Below are 15,795 nucleotides of genomic sequence, written 5' to 3' on the forward strand. Positions count from 1 at the left end.
CAATCTAGGTAAGATTTGCCAACCTCCTTGTGAGGTTGGCTTTTTCGTTTTCGGAGTAAAAAAAGCGAAGCCAATAACCAGCCCTACTTCGCCGCCGCGTTGGTTAAATTGCCCAGCACGCCGCTGATTTTGTTCAATGCCTCGTCACAGCCTTCAATATGATGGCGCTGCTTTAAATACATAGGATCGTTATAAGCTAACCACGTTTTGCCTTCATCATCTTCATACACCAACACTTTTTGGGGTAAATCGAGCGCCACTTCCTGCGCACAGATCATCAGTGGCGTGCCTACTTTAGGGTTTCCAAACACGATAACTTCGGTTGGTCGCAACGTCATATCGACTTTCGTGGCATTCTCTTGATGGTTAATGCGCGCAAAGACGTTCAACCCTTTTTCTTGCGCGATAGCGACAAATTTATCCGCCGTATTTTTTGCTGAATGCGTGCTCGCAACGGTTACCACACCCTCCCCAGCCAATGCACTCAATGACGTCAACGCCACGACCAACCCAATGATTACTTTTTTCATTTGTCGTCCCTTCCTCTCTCTGAGTCGAAAACTAGATATAGAAAAACCAAGTGTAGGAAAACTATAGAAGTCAGATTCCGCTATCGCGAATTGCACTCTACCCACTCAAGAGTCGACCGTGTAACACGGATAAATTGATTCAGATTAATAAAGCATTAACTAGCCGAGCATCAAAAGCGTGAAATACGTAACATTTGCAGCCTATTTTAGTAAGAAAGAGAAAAGTAGTGACACGCGATCAATTTGAGTTATTAGCACCCGGTGGTGATTTAGATTCCATCAAAGCCGCCATTGCCGCTGGCGCCGATGCAATTTACTGTGGGCTCGACCGCTTCAATGCTCGTAACCGAGCGACCAACCTCACCTTAGATAACTTAAATGGCGTGTTAACGTTGGCCCATCAGCACAGCTGTAAGATTTTCCTAACGTTGAATGTGCTGATTTTAGAAAGTGAAATTCCAGCGATTGTTCGCTTGCTCAGCCAACTGAACACCACCAAAATCGATGGCGTGATCGTACAAGATCTCGGTCTGGCCTACATTCTCAAACATCACTTTCCCGATTTGGATGTGCACGCTTCAACGCAACTGAACACGCATAACGAAGGCCAAATCCTCTTTCTCAACCAGCTCACCGCAAGCCGAGTAAACTTATCTCGCGAACTTAACATCAGTGAGATAAAACATCTGGCGCAATTTGGTCGCGAGAACAACGTAATGATGGAAGTGTTTGTCCACGGCTCATACTGCATCGGATTCTCCGGAATTTGCTACATCAGTTCCGCTCGCAATGGCGCATCAGGTAACCGTGGACGCTGTAGCCAACCTTGTCGCGAACAGTACGAAACGACCAAAACAGGCAACAACTACCCACTCAATATGAAAGACAACTCCGCCTTTGGGGACTTGGAAGCGCTTGCCGATGCTGGCGTGTATTCATTAAAAGTGGAAGGGCGAATCAAGAAATCGCACTACGTCTATACCGTGGTCGACAATTGGCGCCAGCAAATCGATCGCTTGTGCGAGGGTTTGGAACTCTCTGAAGACACCACAGAGTTATACACGGTGTTCAACCGTGATTTCTCCAACGCATTTTTGCAAGGTGATTTCGGCAAGGCGATGTACATCGACAACCCGCGCGACCATGCTGTAAAGCATTTTTCGAAGGTTTACCAATGCCAGTCTGCTGATGATGTACAAGCGGTGAAAAAGAAACTCTACGATGACAAAACCGCGATCATTGAGAAAGTGGCAGAGCAAACTAAGTCGTTCGATGTCACTTCAACACAAGTATCCGGCAGCAGCTTGAAAGGGTCGATTGATGTACCAACTCTGCCAACGTTACCTCAACCAGAACCTCGCCAAGGTGCGCCAAAACTATCGGTTCTGATCTCGTCAGCACAAGAAGCCATGCTGTGCGAATACCACGACATTGATGTTTACTATCAATTGCCAATGGGATTGTCTGGTGAACTGAGCGCGATGATTGAATTGTTCCAAGCCAACCCAATGCTCAAACCTTGGTTCCCTGCCATTTTGATTGGCGAAGACTACCACGCCGCTCGTGTATTTTTGGAAACCATCCAACCTGAATTGTTGATCACCAACAACTCAGGCGTCGGCATGCTCGCAAAAGAGCTCGGCTTAGGCTGGGTGGCAGGCCCACAAATGAACACGGTGAACTCATACGCGTTTAAATGCCTTCAAGACGAGTTCGCGGCAAGTGGCGCGTTTGTTTCTAACGAGCTGAATATGAAGCAGATGCGTCACATAAAGCGCCCGAAAAACATGCGCTGCTTCTACAGCATTTATCATCCAAATACCCTACTCACGAGCCGCCAATGTTTGTTCCAACAAACCGAAGGGTGCCGCAAGATTAAGGTCAACAAAGGTTGTTTGAAACGCTGTGATAAACGTACGTCTATCATCAACTTAAAAGACAATCCGTATGTGGTGCAAAAACAAAAAGGCAGTCACAATTCAATCTACAGCGAGTACAACGTCTTAAACCTGCAAGTGCTGTACGATCTGCCGCAATTGTGTACTGATGTGTTGATCGATCTGCGTGATATCCAGACCGAAACGAAAGTCTCAGCAAGCAAACCTGAGTTGATTGACGCGTTCTTAGCTCTACTTGAAGATCACAGTGAACAAGCCGTCCAAACGCTGAATGACATGATTCAACCAACAGCCAACGCGCAGTATTTGAAGGGGTTGTAGGCGGTACTTGAAAGTTAAACAACGCATCGACTCTCAACATATCTTGAACACACACAGTGCACTGACTACAATAGCGCACTTTTTACGGAATTTAGGTCACAAACATGACAGATACAGCTAAACCAGCTCTACCAGATCGCCTAGCGGGTAACCCACGTAGCCCATTCTTCATCAAAGAATGCTTCGAGCACCAAATCGGTATTCGTATCAACGGCCAAGAGCGTACTGACGTAGAAGAATACTGCATCAGCGAAGGTTGGGTAAAAATTGCTTCTCCTAAAGCAAAAGACCGTTTCGGTAACCCAATGCTAATCAAGCTTAAAGGCGAAGTTGAAGCTTACTACGTGTAAGCTGACTACGCTGAATGTATTTGAAAGCTCGAGTCTGACTCGGGCTTTTTTAATGCCTGTCATATCCCTTCCTCATTTAATCTCTTCCCTCTTCTTTTCAGTACAAGTTATTAAGAAATCGATGTAAATCGCTGTTTTTATCTGATTGTTGTCTAAAGTTTCTAGAGAACTAACTGCAATAGCGATTGCCAAAAGAAACGACACCTTTTGAATACAGGGAGAGGAAATGGAAAGCCCACTTGTCACACTCAAACACGCCAGCAAAAGCTTTGTTGATGGTAAAGAGACACATCGCGTGTTGGAAGGCGTCGACTTCACGTTGAACACAGGAGCGAGTGTTGCGCTGACGGGCGAAAGTGGCAGCGGCAAAAGTACTTTGCTCAATGTCATCGCTGGCTTTGAGCCGCTTTCCGATGGTGAGTTGTGGTTAGATGGCGATAACACGGCGGCTTGGAAAGACCCACAATGGAGCCGATTTCGACATCAAAAACTCGGTGTTATCTTCCAGCAATTCAATCTATTAACGCCGCTCAACGTGCAGCAAAACATCGCCTTCCCTCTGCATTTGAATCAACAGAAATGGAACGACTGGTGCGATTATTTGGTCGAGACTCTAGGTATCAGCCAACTTCTCGACAGGCATGTTTCTACCCTTTCCGGTGGTCAACAACAACGAGTCGCTATTGCGCGCGCCTTAGCACACAAACCTAAACTGCTACTTGCTGATGAACCCACAGGTAACCTTGACCAAAAAGCAGGGTTAGAAGTGATGAAACTGCTGAGTGAAATCACCACCCAAGGCAATACCGCCGTGCTCTTGGTGACCCACAGCCATGAATGCGCTGAATTTATGAAAGCACGGCTGCGATTGGATAACAGTCAGCTACAGAACAGCCATCAAGTAAACAAACATGAGCTTCACCATGAAGCAAACTAAGCCATCAAACAACAGATTCACTCATACTCGACTCGCCCTGAATCTGTTTGAAGCGCACTATCGGCAGGCGCCACTGCAAGCCGCCGCAATTCTGATCGGTATCGTGCTGGCCGTGACCTTGTTTGTTGCGGTGCAAGCCATCAACCTCAATGCCAAGCGCAGTTATGCTGAGTCTACCGAGCAGCTCAGCGCACAAGCTCAGAACTTAATTATTCCACCAGCAGGGCAAAACTATCTGCCTGAATCGCTCTACTTCGCCCTTAGACAAAACGGACTCAGTGCAGCACTATCGGTAATCGAAGGGCGAGTGAGAGATGAACAAGGGCGTCGCTGGTCAGTGCAAGGTAGCGAGTTGATTGCCGCCATCTCATCACGTTCGCGCTATTCTTCAGAAAACCAACCGAACGTCTCTTTGTTCGACAGTGCTTTGCCTTTGCCTGAGCTTTTAGCCGGCAAGCCAATCGTGATGATGAGCCAATCTCAACATCAAAACTTAGGGGAAGTAGAAACCCTAACTCTGGATGACATTCCAACCCAAGTGGTGGTGCTACCAGACGAATGGCAGTTAGGTAGCCGGATGTTGATGGACATTGGCTTTGCCCAGCAACTGCTCAATAAACAAGGTCAGCTCAGTTACATTGCAGTTTTCCATTCGGGTGATAAAGGGAATAAAGGCACGCAAGCAAATTGGCAGAAGCTGATTGGCGATCAAGGGCAATGGATTTCCAACAATCAAAGCACAGACCTTGGCTCACTGACCGACAGCTTTCATCTCAATCTCACCGCAATGAGCTTACTCGCCTTTTTAGTCGGGCTGTTCATTGCCTACAACGGCGTAAAATACAGCTTGCTGAAACGCAATCGGCTGTTGGTGCAGATTCAACAGGCGGGTGTTGCGCCGAGCATTGTGTTCTCTGCGCTGTTAGTTGAACTCACTCTTCTCGTTACCATCGGCGCTTCCCTCGGTTTTGTATTGGGCATGCAGCTTAGCCATTGGTTGCATCCGACCGTGGCACTGACTTTAGAACAACTTTATGGCGCGACACTGCTGCCCGGCACTTGGCAGTGGCAATGGTGGGCGCAAGCCCTGCTGCTCACGTTAGCCGCCACCCTATTGGCATGTTGGCAGCACTTTAAACAACGAGTGCGCCAACCGCTCTCCTCTCATGGCGGATTTTATCAAGCACCGGAAGCCTCTAACGAAAACCAATTGTTCGTGATAGGTGCTGCGTTGACGGCTTTCGCACTTGCAGGGTTATGGCTGAGTGAGCATCATCGCTTTACCATGGCGTGGCTCGGCGTACTTGTGGTGTCGATACCTTTGTATCTACCCAAAACACTCAGCGTGTTAGCCAATTGGTGTGAGAAGCGCACCACTTCCGGTTTGATGCAGTATCTGTTTGCTGAGCTGCGTGAGCTGATTTCTCCGCTTTCTCTCGCCATGATGGCGCTGTTACTCGCCGTTACGGCCAATATGGGGATGAACACCTTGGTGGGCAGCTTTGAATCCACCCTAAAACAGTGGTTAGAACAAAGGTTGCACGCCGATATTTACGTCAGCCCTGCCCAAGGGGAAATCGCAGATGTGGAGCGCGCGTTAGGGCAGTTCGACAAGGTTGAGACCGTCTACAAGCAATACTACGTCGACGATAACCTGCAAGGCTTACCGATTTTGCTTGGTACCAAAGACAAAGACACCTTAGAACAAACCATGGTGTTCAAATCGCATTTGGAGAACTTCTGGTCACGCTTTTACCAAGGTGAGTTGGTCGCTATCAGTGAACCAACCGCGGTCAAACTGGGTTTATCACTGGGTAGCGCGCTCACGCTTGATGCCGTTCCAAATAAGAACCTGCTTGTGGGTGCGGTATTCCACGATTACGGCTCACCCAACGGTGAAGTGTTATTGGCACCCAAATTATGGCAAGAGAGTGGCTTTACCGACCTGCCAACAAGCCTTGGCATTAAAGTATCAGGAGACCCACAAATCGTATACGAGCAACTGCGCGAGCAATTGAATCTGCATCCAAGTCAGCTCTACGATCAGGCGCAAATCAAATCCATCGCGTTGGATATTTTCTCGCAGACCTTCGCCATTACACGCGCACTCAACGGCGTGACGTTGATGGTCGCGGTGATTGGTTTGTTCAGTGCTTGTTTTATGTTGCTCGACGCGCGCAAAGCCGCCATTGCAAGGCTGTATGCACTTGGCGTCAGCCGTCGTAAATTAATGACCATGGTGGTCGGGCAGATCGTCGCTTTGGTCAGTTTTACGCTGGTCATTGCCCTGCCCCTCGGTGCGATGGTGGGTTATGTACTGACAGACATCGTCACCTTACGAGCTTTTGGTTGGAGCTTAAATTATCTGTGGAATTGGAGTGATGCGCTGAGCATTGCGGCAATCACCATCTTGGTGGCAGTGATCGCAACCTTGATTCCGCTGTGGCGATTGGTCAGTAAGCCTGTCGTCTCCAGTTTGCAAAGCGAGGTCTTGTGATGGTTCGATTGGCAAGCAAGCTTACTCTACTCATAAGCAGCTTATTCCTATTCGGTTGTGAAGATGCGCAGCAACAAAATATGGGAACTTTTCTGGGCAGTGGAGATATGCAAAGCGAAAGCAACCTATTCACACCCGTAGAAAAAGGGGTTGAACTCACCTTTCCTACCGATCATCAAGCGCACCCAAACTTTCGTCATGAATGGTGGTACTTAACCGCTAACTTAATTGATGAAGAAGGCAACCCACTTGGCGTTCAATGGACACAATTTCGCTTTGCTGCTGCGCCGCCAACGGGCGAAAATGACGTGAAGAAAACCGAGTGGCAAACTCAGCAAATCTACATGGCGCACAGCGCAGTCACGACAACCGACAAACACTATGCAGATGAAAAATGGTCACGCGCTCAAGCGTCCTTAGCCGGCGTCGATAGCTCTCCATTTCGTGTTTACCTCGATGATTGGCAGTGGACCTCTTCAACCAACGACCTCTTCCCTGCCACGCTAAATGCCAATTCAGAGCAGTTTGGCTACTCACTAAAACTGACCAGCAGCGCACCTTATCAAAAGCAAGGCGAGCAAGGTTACAGCACCAAAAGTGCCGATGGTCAGGTGGCTTCGTATTACTACAGCCAACCGTTTATTGATGTCTCCGGTGAAGTCACCATCGACGGCGAAACTCATCAAGTGTCGGGTGAAGGCTGGATAGATCGAGAGTGGAGCTCGCAATTCTTACTCGACTCACAACAAGGCTGGGACTGGTTTGCTCTGAGGTTGAGTGACAAAACCAGCTTGGTGGTGTTCCAGTTGCGGGATTCCAAAACCGGACAAGCTAGTTACGCCAGCGCAAAGCTGATGCAGCAAGATGGCTCTGGCATCGCTATCCCACCAAAAGACATTCAGTTAGAGGCAACCAAGCAAACAGAAATCCAAGGTCGCAATTATCCAACCGAGTGGCAAGTGTCGATTCCTAAGCAGCAAATCGAGCTAACCGTTTCTGCACTCAACCCGAACGCGAAAATGCCGCTTTCGGTACCTTATTGGGAAGGTCCGGTGCGTATTGATGGCTCTCATTCTGGGACTGGTTATATGGAACTCACCGGCTACTGAGCACAAAAATTTCCGTGCACAATCTTGATTATTCGATTCATAATGATGACATCCTCATCCCCAAGAGCTGTTGAATGCCCTCATGAGCAATATGATTTCGCCAATCCGACAAGTGCGACTCATTTTAGGTGAGCCGTGTCGAGCGCTTGAATTTTCGGACATCCAAGAAGACCCATACATCGAACCGCATCGTCACGATTACTGGGAAATCGTGTGGTGTTTAGATAACAGCGGAACACAGAGCGTCGACTTCGTCGAATACCAAAACCGCGTTGGTCGCTTATTTACCATTTCACCAGGGCAGGTTCACCATTCCGAGTTCATGGGTAAAAACATTCGCATGTTGATATTCCGTCCCGGCTTTGCTGAAACCAATCCACGCAGCACACAGTTGGTGAATAGCGTATTTTCTACGATTGAACGACCGCCATACCTCGATAGTAGCGACGAAGGTTTTCCCTACCTAGAATCGATTTACACACTAATCAAAGAAGAGTGTGAAGGACAGGATTGCGATTGGGACCTTGTCGAATCACTCATCAACAGCTTTCTACGCTATGCGTTACGCTTTGCTAAAACACCATCTCAAAAAGGGGAGCAGAAAGACGCTCGCATCGTACAGTTGACCGAATTAATTGAGCTGCACTATCGCGAACAAAAGAAATGTCAGTTTTACTCCGATTCCTTGGCTCTCACCAGCAAACGTCTAAACGAGTTAGTGAAAGCCGCCAGAGGCAAGACGGTCACACAACTGATTCATGACCGAATCATATTAGAAGCCAACCGAGAGCTGGTGTTTTCGACCAAAACCGTCAAGACCATAGCGTTTGAATTGGGCTTTGATGACCCTGCCTATTTCAGCCGCTTCTATCGAAAGCAAAAGGGAGAAACTCCAGCGGAATTTCGTCACCGATGTTTAGATAGTGCAATATAATGGGCGGATAATCCCTTTCCGCCATGCTTGAATGTACTGATAATACCCGAACATAAATCCACCACATTCGGGTATTTTTCTATTCCATGGCTATCAATCTAAAAACTGATCCCATTTCAAAATCCTTTTATCAGTATCTATGGCCAGCGCTCACTGGAATGGTGATTAAGTCACTGTTCATCATGGGTGATGCGTTATTTATCGGTTTAGGCGTCGGGCCCGATGGGCTTGGTGCTATTGCCTTGGTGATTCCACCTTTTTCTATTTTTACTGCCATCGCCATGATGGTTGGCATTGGTGGCGCCGCCAAAATGTCGATAGAAATAGGCAAAGGCAACACGGAATCCAGCCAGATGTGGTTCAGCCAATCCATGTTGATCACCACTTTGTTATCCACCATCACGGTGACGCTCGCGCTCATTTGGTTGGATGAATTGATTGCCTTGATGGGCGCTTCAGGCAACTTGGCTCAGCTTGCTCATGATTACCTGATCGTGCTGCTACCCTTCTTTGTTCTTTACTCACTGGCTTGGGTGTTGTCTTGCTTTGTGCGTAACGACACCAACCCTAAATTGGCCACCTATGCGATGTCGATTGGTGCCATTACCAACCTTGCTTTTGATTACCTGTTTATCATCGAGATGAACATGGGGATGAAAGGCGCAGCTTATGGTACGGCCATTGCTCAAGCAGTCATCGCACTGATTTTGCTGACTCATTTCTTGCGCAAGAAAGGCTCATTAGAATTCAGTCTGAAAGGCATCGGCTTAAGCAAGACTAAAGAAATCTTAAGCATCGGTACTCCGACATTCTTTATCGAAGTCACATCCGCGATGACCATCGTGCTGTTCAACTACGTATTGCTGAGCCAATTCGGTGAAAGCCACATCATTGCCTATGGCTTAACCACCAATGTCGGTGTATTCGCTCTGTTTGTGATGGTCGGTATAGCGCAAGCTTGTCAGCCAATCATCAGCTTTAACCACGGCGCAGGGCGACCAGAACGCATTGACGAGATTCTAAAACTAGGGATGAAAGCAGCCATGGGCAGCGGCACAGTCTTTCTTTTAGGTATCTGGCTGTCAGCGCCACTGATTGCCTCGATTTACTTAGGTAACGCGAATGACTTAATCCCAATCGCCGCGAGCGCACTGACGTTCTACTTCTTCGGCGTCCCTTTGATGGGATTAAACATGGTGATTGCCAACCTGTTCCAAGCCATCGCCAAGCCAAAACAAGCGACGCTTATTTCCTTATGCCGAGGGTTTGTGTTTGTCGCGCTAGGTGTATTGCTATTGCCTAAGTTCTTCCCGCAAGACGGCATTTGGGCGAGCATTGTCTTTGCAGAAACGCTCACCGCGGTGATCAGTTTGAGCATGTTATTCAACTACCGAAAACGCGCAGTGGAGCTAACAACGTCCTTGGCGAGAAGTTCCTAGTTCAACCAAGCTCAGCCAAATGATAAACTCGGGTTCTATTTCATTCTGTGATTAAAAGGAAATGCGATGAACCCGATTATTGCGCTGCTAAAAGAGAACAACATCAGCGATGAGCAAATCAACGAGATTTTTCAGACTCTGACGCAAAACCCTCTAGCGGCAATGGCAACAATCAGCCAACTAGGTTTGCCACAAGACAAGCTACAAATGCTGATGGCGCAAGTGATGCAAAACCCTGCGCTAATTAAAGAAGCCGTAGACGAGTTGGGATTGGATTTCTCAAAGGTTGAAGAAGCAAAAGAGAAGCTTCAAAGCCAAAACCAAGGCAACTAAGTCTTAGCCATCTAGCGCTGAATATAGAAAAGGCCGTTAACCCAAACATCTGGGTTAACGGCCTTTTTTGTTCACTAATTTGTTGTTAGCTACTTTTTTGCCAGCTAATTATCAGCGATTTAAAGACGCGAATTGATCTGCGGTCATACCGTAGTAAAGTTTATCGTCAAAGCCTTGCTCTAGTTTGTAGTAGTCTTTCTGACGGCCTTCTTGAGTAAAACCATTTTTCTCTAACGTCTTGTAAGAGCCAGCATTAGAAGCGTAGCAATCCGCACTGACTTTATGGGCGTTTAGCTCAGTAAATCCAATCTTGGTCATCATTTGGCAAGCGCGAGTCGCAACGCCTTTGCCCCATGCGCAAGTAGGTAACTGATAACCCACTTCGTAGTTGCCAGCTAAGAACATCACTGCGGTCACCGCACACATTCCCATGTACTGACCTTGTTGGTCACGAATCACGAACGTTGGGCTATCTGGCCAAACACCGTCTTTGATCGCTTGTGCCGTATTTTCAATAATAGGGCCAAAGAAGCCTTCATATAGGCTGTTGTCAGCAGGTGCGAAGAACAGATATTGATTGACCTTATCGTCGTTCAACATCTCGATAATATCTTTTAGATCAGAGCCTTGAATCAGTTGGATAGTCAACGATTCGTTAAATGGGATGGCTTCGCCTTGTTTTAGTTTTTGATATGACATGTGTTACCTCGTTATCTGCGGAAAATAGTAGCCCAGCGGATAAGAGAAAAATTGGATTTTTGCGACAACTTTCGGGCTGATTAGCAATGTATTACGACTCAAAATCGCCATAGATATCGATGGTTAAGTCACGCTTTTTCAAGTACTTGCTTGGCGTTTTTCTTAGCTGCTGTTTGAGGGTACGAATCAAATGCGATTGGTCACTGAAACCAAATTGCTGTGAGAAGCTTGCCCAATCAATCGCCTCTTGTTGCTTGTAGAGGGTCAAAATCATCTGCTCCAGACGTGCCATTTGTTGATATTGCTTAACGCTCAACCCCACCACCTGCTTGAAACTGCGCTCAAGCGTTCTGCGAGAACAGGCGCACTGTTTGGCTATCTCGTCAATATCCATCGCTAACTCAGGTGAACGTAGCGCTTGAGCATCCATCACGGACACCGCTTTTTGTGATGCCAAAAACGGTTTGGTACGGCAAGCTTCGATATCTAACGCATCTAGATGTTGTTTGATGTAGTTCAGCAAACATTGCGGTGAATCTTGCAACTCTAGCTGCCATAACCCTTGTTGAAAGCGCTCATCAAAGGCCGTGTTGAGCCAATCAAACCATTCGCATTGGTTAATTGCGCTAACTTGGGATACATCACTAAAAAGTGACTCAATGGCATACAAACCCTCTGGGCGAAAGGTGATACCAATACGCTTGATGGGAGCCGTATCTTCCAACAGCAGCAAGTGTTCGTTAGCCGTTAATAAATGGCAGCCTTTGCCAGTAAGCTTAGTGTCTCCCGTGTCGTAGCTGTAGCCTTGCTCTGGTGGCGTAAAGAGTAAATGAGCACGCGGGTTTGGAATAAGGTGCGGCTTGGGGTCAATGACTTCACCCTCTGGCACTTCCAAGTACCACACTTGATGAATGAGCCATTCGTACTCTGGCAGAGACTGTTTCCAAACTATCATGATTGTCCTAGCGGTTAGTAAAGATAATAAGCGCAACGTTTTTGCTTAAACATCTGTTCGTTGAGTGTGACTGATTGATGCTCATCTCGCCACGCATTTCTCACCCTGCTCCCTTGCAAGCTTGTTGGATTGCGGTAGGCTTTGAGCAGAGAATACAAGCTGAACAGAACAAGGAAATACCCCGATGCGCGTCGACTACCACCAACGACTGGTTCCTGTGATTCGCTTTTTAGAACAACACTTTAATGAACCACTCAACCTGCCAGAAGTGGCCGCGCTGGCGAACCTTTCTCCTTATCACTTTCATCGCACCTTCAAAGCCGTGCAAGGCGAAACACTGGCCGACTTCATTCGACGTTTACGTCTAGAAGCCGCCGCCGATGACTTATTCAAATCCAAACAACCGGTATTGAACATTGCCCTAGAGTACGGATTTTCCAGCTCACAGAGTTTAGCCAAAGCCTTCAAACAACATTATGGCGTCACACCTACAGCCTTTCGTGACTGCGAAAACTACCAGCAGTTTTCTGAATTAGCACGAAACAGCAAGATTGGACACACGTTGCGCAAGAATGGAAACGAAGTAACACCAAGCGATTCATATACTAGCTCTGAACTCACCAAATGGAGCACGACAATGGAAACGCAAAACTTTGAAAAAGCAAAACTGGCTTACATTCGTGTAAACGGCCCTTACGGCCAAGGCTATGAAGAGCCATCAGGTCGCCTGTATCAATGGGCAGGAATGAAAGGTTTGGCAGGCAATACCTGCATCTTCATCTACCATGACAATCCTGAAATCACGCCAGACGAGAAGTGTCGCACTGATATCTGCTTGATGGTGCCAGAAGACACCGAAGTTCCGAAAGGCATTGAGCTGCAAGACTTTCCTGGAGGTCAGTATGCAGTGATGCGCCAGCACATTACTGACCCGAGTCAATACTCAAAAGCATGGGATGATGTCATGAGCAAAGTGATTGAATCCGGTATTGAGAACGACGACCGCCCTTGCTTTGAGCTTTACCACAGCTTCGACCCACAAACGCATCATGCAGACGTTAGCTTCTGCACTGCCATCAAATAAACCAAAAGCCTGCATCGTTGCAGGCTTTTTCATTTCTTACTCTGGTTGATTAAGTCCGTTCTTCCAAACGCTGTTTATCTTTTAATCCAACTACTTAGAACACGAATGAATACCTCAGTATTTTCGTGATCCTACTTCGCGTTTTGAGCACGCGCATTCATTCGCTCGGCTGAGTTGGGATTCATTTCACAGATTATTCATGAAGCGAACCTAGACTGAAAAAACTCCATCGACCCCGTTCGACCTACAACGCTAGGCACAATAAAAACTAGGTACTACAGCACCTCTAGGACATTCCATGAAGAAGAACTTACTTGCCATTGCTCTTGGTAGCGTGATTGCGCTGACTGCTGCCCCATACTCTATCGCGGCTAACGATGCTGCCGTCCAATCTTCCGCCGATTACTCACAGATCGTCACTAAACGCCAGGTTGTCGACCAACTTCTCAACGACGCAGTACAAGCATTCAAATCCCCTGCGCGTATCTCGCATGCGGGTTTTACCGCCAAAATGCCGAGCAACATGGAGATTGTTACCGACCGCTTACTAGAAGCATACAAACTTGAGCCGTACCGCACTGACCTACTGATATCTGCAGCAAACGCGCAGATCTACAACAAGAATGCAGACCGCGCGATTGAACTGTTTGAACAAGCCCTTTCTGTCGCACCAGACGATGTGGATTTGCACGCTTACTTAGCGGTATGGCAACGCTTTGAGGGCAACCAAGCGGAATCAGCGAAACACATGGCGACGCTCACGAAGCTCAATGCAGGTAAAGCCGCAGACATCCAACGCATCTTCGACACCGTAGACCGCGTACTTGCGACTCCATTAAAAGAGAAAGCCGACAAAGGCAAACTGGATGACAAAGGCGCAATCGTCACGCTGGGATACGCGCTGAACCCAGATGGTTCTATGCACCAGATCTTAGTTGAGCGTTTGGAAACCACGTTAGCAATGGCGAAAGCAAATCCAGACGCATTGATCGTATTGACGGGAGGCGTACCGAAGAACCACAAAACTGAAGGCAAATTAATGGCGGATTGGCTGATCGAAAAAGGCATCAGCAAAGATCGCATCATTGAAGAAAACTACGCCACCAGCACGGTAGGTAACGCCCTATTCAGCAGCTACGCATTGGCGCGTCATAACATCAAGCACGCAACCATCATAAGCTCAGCGAGCCATGTGCGCCGTGGTCAAACCTTGTTTGAAATCGCAAGCTGGCAAACTGGTCCGCAAGGCATCACTTTCGACACCGTAAGCTACCCAGACAAGCCACTGAAAGACTTAGCCAAAGCCAGCGATAGCGAACTGCTTGGTATCTACCGCGATGCACTGCGTACTTACGGCATGTGGAGCTACCGCTCTTACCCGCTAGAGTCGCGTTAAGTATTCTCGACTCATACCAATCAAAAAAGCCTGCGTACTTGCAGGCTTTCTTGTCTTTGTGCAGTGATAAGAACCGCTTAAATCGCTTCGCCGTTTACCGTTACTGCCACATCAATGTTGCCACGAACTGCGTTTGAGTATGGGCAAACTTGGTGTGCAATGCGCGTTAGCTCTAGCGCTTGCTCTTGTGGCATGTCTAGCTCTACCGCTAGGCTCACTGTCAGTGCAAAGCCGCCGTTATCGTTAGGACCGATGCCCACTTGCGCTGTTACGGGGGCACTTTTCAGATTTACTTTACCTTCACGTGCTACGTGCAAAATCGCGTTAGAAAAACACGCCGAATAGCCCGCTGCAAAAAGCTGTTCTGGGTTAGTTGCTGCGCCTGTGCCGCCCATTTCCTTCGGGTATGACAGCTCTAGATCGAGAAGACCGTCATCAGTTTTTACTTGACCATTACGACCAGCCAAAGCGGTAGCTTGAGTTTTGTATAGAGTAGTCATGCGAGTGTCCTTCTTAATTTAAGTTGTACGCAATTTAATTGCTTGCAATCTTATATCGAAGTAAAGATCGTTTGCAACTATATTGTGCACAATTTATTTTATAACTCTCTTTCTCTGCAAGCAGGTAGGCAACACCAATGAGCCAGTGTTACACCGACAACACCATGACCGACGACGATAAACTCTTACTCGAAAACCAAGTTTGCTTCCCGCTCTACAGCGCAGCAAATGCAGTGATCCGAGCATACCGCCCGTTGCTGGACGAGCTTGATCTGACTTATTCGCAGTACTTAGTGATGATGGTGTTGTGGGAGAAAGATGGTGTCAGCGTGAAAGAGTTGGGGTCTCAACTGCATTTGGACTCAGGCACACTCACACCGCTGCTCAAACGCTTAGAAGCAAAAGGCTATGTAGAGCGTGGTCGCAGTGAGACCGATGAACGCGTTCGCGTGCTCAATCTAACCGAGCAAGGTCGTGATCTTAAGGAACAAGCTAAGTCTGTGCCAAACGCCATGATGTGTAAAATCACATTAGAGCTGGATGAAATGATCATGCTGAAGAAGTTGTGCGGCAAAGTGCTCGATAATCTGAGCTAACAAAATATAAGCATCCGCTTCCTCACTTCCTATTAGAAAGAGCCTGCCGAGATGCAGGCTCCTTCGATCTTAGCGAGAAGATCTACTCAAAGTAATCATCGATATTCTCTATTGCTAATCTGCCTTCATCTTCAATAAAACCTATCAAAGCAAACTCACTTACATCGGATTTCCCTATCAAGTGAAATAGGAAATGGCTATCAATAGGATAGTTACA

The 15,795-nt window shown here is 47.5% G+C and carries 15 protein-coding genes; 11 read left to right on the forward strand and 4 right to left on the reverse strand.

All coding sequences use genetic code 11. From position 1 onward, the window contains the following. Window positions 1–83: 83 nt before the first annotated feature. Window positions 84–530 (reverse strand): DUF302 domain-containing protein, encoded by a 447-nt coding sequence (locus R7Q39_RS01865; RefSeq protein ID WP_025551121.1) that lies wholly within the window; start codon window positions 528–530, stop codon window positions 84–86. 227 nt (window positions 531–757) lie between these two features. On the opposite strand from R7Q39_RS01865, the gene R7Q39_RS01870 reads away from it, so the two are divergent. From R7Q39_RS01870 to R7Q39_RS01905, 8 genes are all read left to right on the forward strand, one after another. Next, entirely contained in the window at window positions 758–2,749 is a 1,992-nt protein-coding gene (locus R7Q39_RS01870; RefSeq protein ID WP_318075702.1) for a U32 family peptidase, read from the forward strand. 104 nt (window positions 2,750–2,853) lie between these two features. After that, window positions 2,854–3,099 carry a DUF3297 family protein gene (locus R7Q39_RS01875; protein ID WP_005374689.1) on the forward strand — a complete coding sequence of 82 codons (246 nt, stop codon included), beginning with the start codon at window positions 2,854–2,856 and terminating at the stop codon, window positions 3,097–3,099. Window positions 3,100–3,325: 226 nt separating this feature from the next. Further along, complete coding sequence (locus R7Q39_RS01880) at window positions 3,326–4,036, forward strand: ABC transporter ATP-binding protein (protein ID WP_158155559.1); 711 nt, start codon at window positions 3,326–3,328, stop codon at window positions 4,034–4,036. Beyond that, the gene (locus R7Q39_RS01885) at window positions 4,023–6,533 is read left to right on the forward strand and encodes an ABC transporter permease (protein ID WP_318075703.1); all 2,511 of its coding nucleotides are present in this window, start codon (window positions 4,023–4,025) and stop codon (window positions 6,531–6,533) included. The genes R7Q39_RS01880 and R7Q39_RS01885 overlap by 14 nt, the downstream gene beginning before the upstream one ends. Then, window positions 6,533–7,642 carry a lipocalin-like domain-containing protein gene (locus R7Q39_RS01890; RefSeq protein WP_318075704.1) on the forward strand — a complete coding sequence of 370 codons (1,110 nt, stop codon included), beginning with the start codon at window positions 6,533–6,535 and terminating at the stop codon, window positions 7,640–7,642. Before R7Q39_RS01885 ends, R7Q39_RS01890 begins: the two co-directional genes overlap by 1 nt. An 82-nt stretch (window positions 7,643–7,724) precedes the next feature. Continuing rightward, the gene (locus R7Q39_RS01895; RefSeq protein ID WP_318075705.1) at window positions 7,725–8,576 is read left to right on the forward strand and encodes a helix-turn-helix domain-containing protein; all 852 of its coding nucleotides are present in this window, start codon (window positions 7,725–7,727) and stop codon (window positions 8,574–8,576) included. An 86-nt stretch (window positions 8,577–8,662) separates the two neighbouring features. Next, window positions 8,663–10,015 (forward strand): MATE family efflux transporter, encoded by a 1,353-nt coding sequence (locus R7Q39_RS01900; protein WP_054822412.1) that lies wholly within the window; start codon window positions 8,663–8,665, stop codon window positions 10,013–10,015. Between the two features lie 66 nt (window positions 10,016–10,081). Then, entirely contained in the window at window positions 10,082–10,348 is a 267-nt protein-coding gene (locus R7Q39_RS01905) for a DUF2999 family protein (RefSeq protein WP_004746427.1), read from the forward strand. Between the two features lie 111 nt (window positions 10,349–10,459). Here R7Q39_RS01905 and R7Q39_RS01910 read toward each other — a convergent pair whose 3' ends face one another. After that, on the reverse strand, window positions 10,460–11,047 hold the full coding sequence (locus R7Q39_RS01910) for a GNAT family N-acetyltransferase (protein ID WP_318075706.1): 588 nt from the start codon (window positions 11,045–11,047) through the stop codon (window positions 10,460–10,462). A 91-nt stretch (window positions 11,048–11,138) separates the two neighbouring features. Continuing rightward, a complete protein-coding gene (locus tag R7Q39_RS01915; RefSeq protein ID WP_318075707.1) occupies window positions 11,139–12,002 on the reverse strand; it encodes a helix-turn-helix domain-containing protein in 864 nt (287 codons plus the stop codon). Window positions 12,003–12,186: 184 nt separating this feature from the next. On the opposite strand from R7Q39_RS01915, the gene R7Q39_RS01920 reads away from it, so the two are divergent. After that, complete coding sequence (locus R7Q39_RS01920) at window positions 12,187–13,086, forward strand: GyrI-like domain-containing protein (protein ID WP_203345538.1); 900 nt, start codon at window positions 12,187–12,189, stop codon at window positions 13,084–13,086. A 298-nt stretch (window positions 13,087–13,384) separates the two neighbouring features. Continuing rightward, window positions 13,385–14,482, forward strand: coding sequence for a YdcF family protein (locus tag R7Q39_RS01925; protein WP_042600224.1), 1,098 nt, complete (start codon window positions 13,385–13,387; stop codon window positions 14,480–14,482). A gap of 77 nt (window positions 14,483–14,559) precedes the next feature. Here the strand turns inward: R7Q39_RS01925 and R7Q39_RS01930 are convergent, their stop codons facing one another. Continuing rightward, on the reverse strand, window positions 14,560–14,982 hold the full coding sequence (locus R7Q39_RS01930) for an organic hydroperoxide resistance protein (protein WP_042600226.1): 423 nt from the start codon (window positions 14,980–14,982) through the stop codon (window positions 14,560–14,562). Window positions 14,983–15,119: 137 nt separating this feature from the next. On the opposite strand from R7Q39_RS01930, the gene R7Q39_RS01935 reads away from it, so the two are divergent. Then, complete coding sequence (locus R7Q39_RS01935; RefSeq protein ID WP_054729905.1) at window positions 15,120–15,578, forward strand: MarR family winged helix-turn-helix transcriptional regulator; 459 nt, start codon at window positions 15,120–15,122, stop codon at window positions 15,576–15,578. Window positions 15,579–15,795 lie beyond the last annotated feature (217 nt).

The organism is Vibrio sp. 947 (genome assembly GCF_033339115.1).
GTDB lineage: Bacteria > Pseudomonadota > Gammaproteobacteria > Enterobacterales > Vibrionaceae > Vibrio > Vibrio alginolyticus.

Bases quoted from the DNA above. Each gene is read 5' to 3' on its own strand.
- R7Q39_RS01905 (WP_004746427.1), top strand. From the start codon at position 10,082: ATGAACCCGATTATTGCGCTGCTAAAAGAGAACAACATCAGCGATGAG.
- R7Q39_RS01865 (WP_025551121.1), bottom strand. From the start codon at position 530: ATGAAAAAAGTAATCATTGGGTTGGTCGTGGCGTTGACGTCATTGAGT.
- R7Q39_RS01920 (WP_203345538.1), top strand. From the start codon at position 12,187: ATGCGCGTCGACTACCACCAACGACTGGTTCCTGTGATTCGCTTTTTA.
- R7Q39_RS01890 (WP_318075704.1), top strand. From the start codon at position 6,533: ATGGTTCGATTGGCAAGCAAGCTTACTCTACTCATAAGCAGCTTATTC.
- R7Q39_RS01915 (WP_318075707.1), bottom strand. From the start codon at position 12,002: ATGATAGTTTGGAAACAGTCTCTGCCAGAGTACGAATGGCTCATTCAT.
- R7Q39_RS01910 (WP_318075706.1), bottom strand. From the start codon at position 11,047: ATGTCATATCAAAAACTAAAACAAGGCGAAGCCATCCCATTTAACGAA.
- R7Q39_RS01930 (WP_042600226.1), bottom strand. From the start codon at position 14,982: ATGACTACTCTATACAAAACTCAAGCTACCGCTTTGGCTGGTCGTAAT.
- R7Q39_RS01925 (WP_042600224.1), top strand. From the start codon at position 13,385: ATGAAGAAGAACTTACTTGCCATTGCTCTTGGTAGCGTGATTGCGCTG.
- R7Q39_RS01895 (WP_318075705.1), top strand. From the start codon at position 7,725: ATGAGCAATATGATTTCGCCAATCCGACAAGTGCGACTCATTTTAGGT.
- R7Q39_RS01880 (WP_158155559.1), top strand. From the start codon at position 3,326: ATGGAAAGCCCACTTGTCACACTCAAACACGCCAGCAAAAGCTTTGTT.
- R7Q39_RS01875 (WP_005374689.1), top strand. From the start codon at position 2,854: ATGACAGATACAGCTAAACCAGCTCTACCAGATCGCCTAGCGGGTAAC.
- R7Q39_RS01935 (WP_054729905.1), top strand. From the start codon at position 15,120: ATGAGCCAGTGTTACACCGACAACACCATGACCGACGACGATAAACTC.
- R7Q39_RS01885 (WP_318075703.1), top strand. From the start codon at position 4,023: ATGAAGCAAACTAAGCCATCAAACAACAGATTCACTCATACTCGACTC.
- R7Q39_RS01900 (WP_054822412.1), top strand. From the start codon at position 8,663: ATGGCTATCAATCTAAAAACTGATCCCATTTCAAAATCCTTTTATCAG.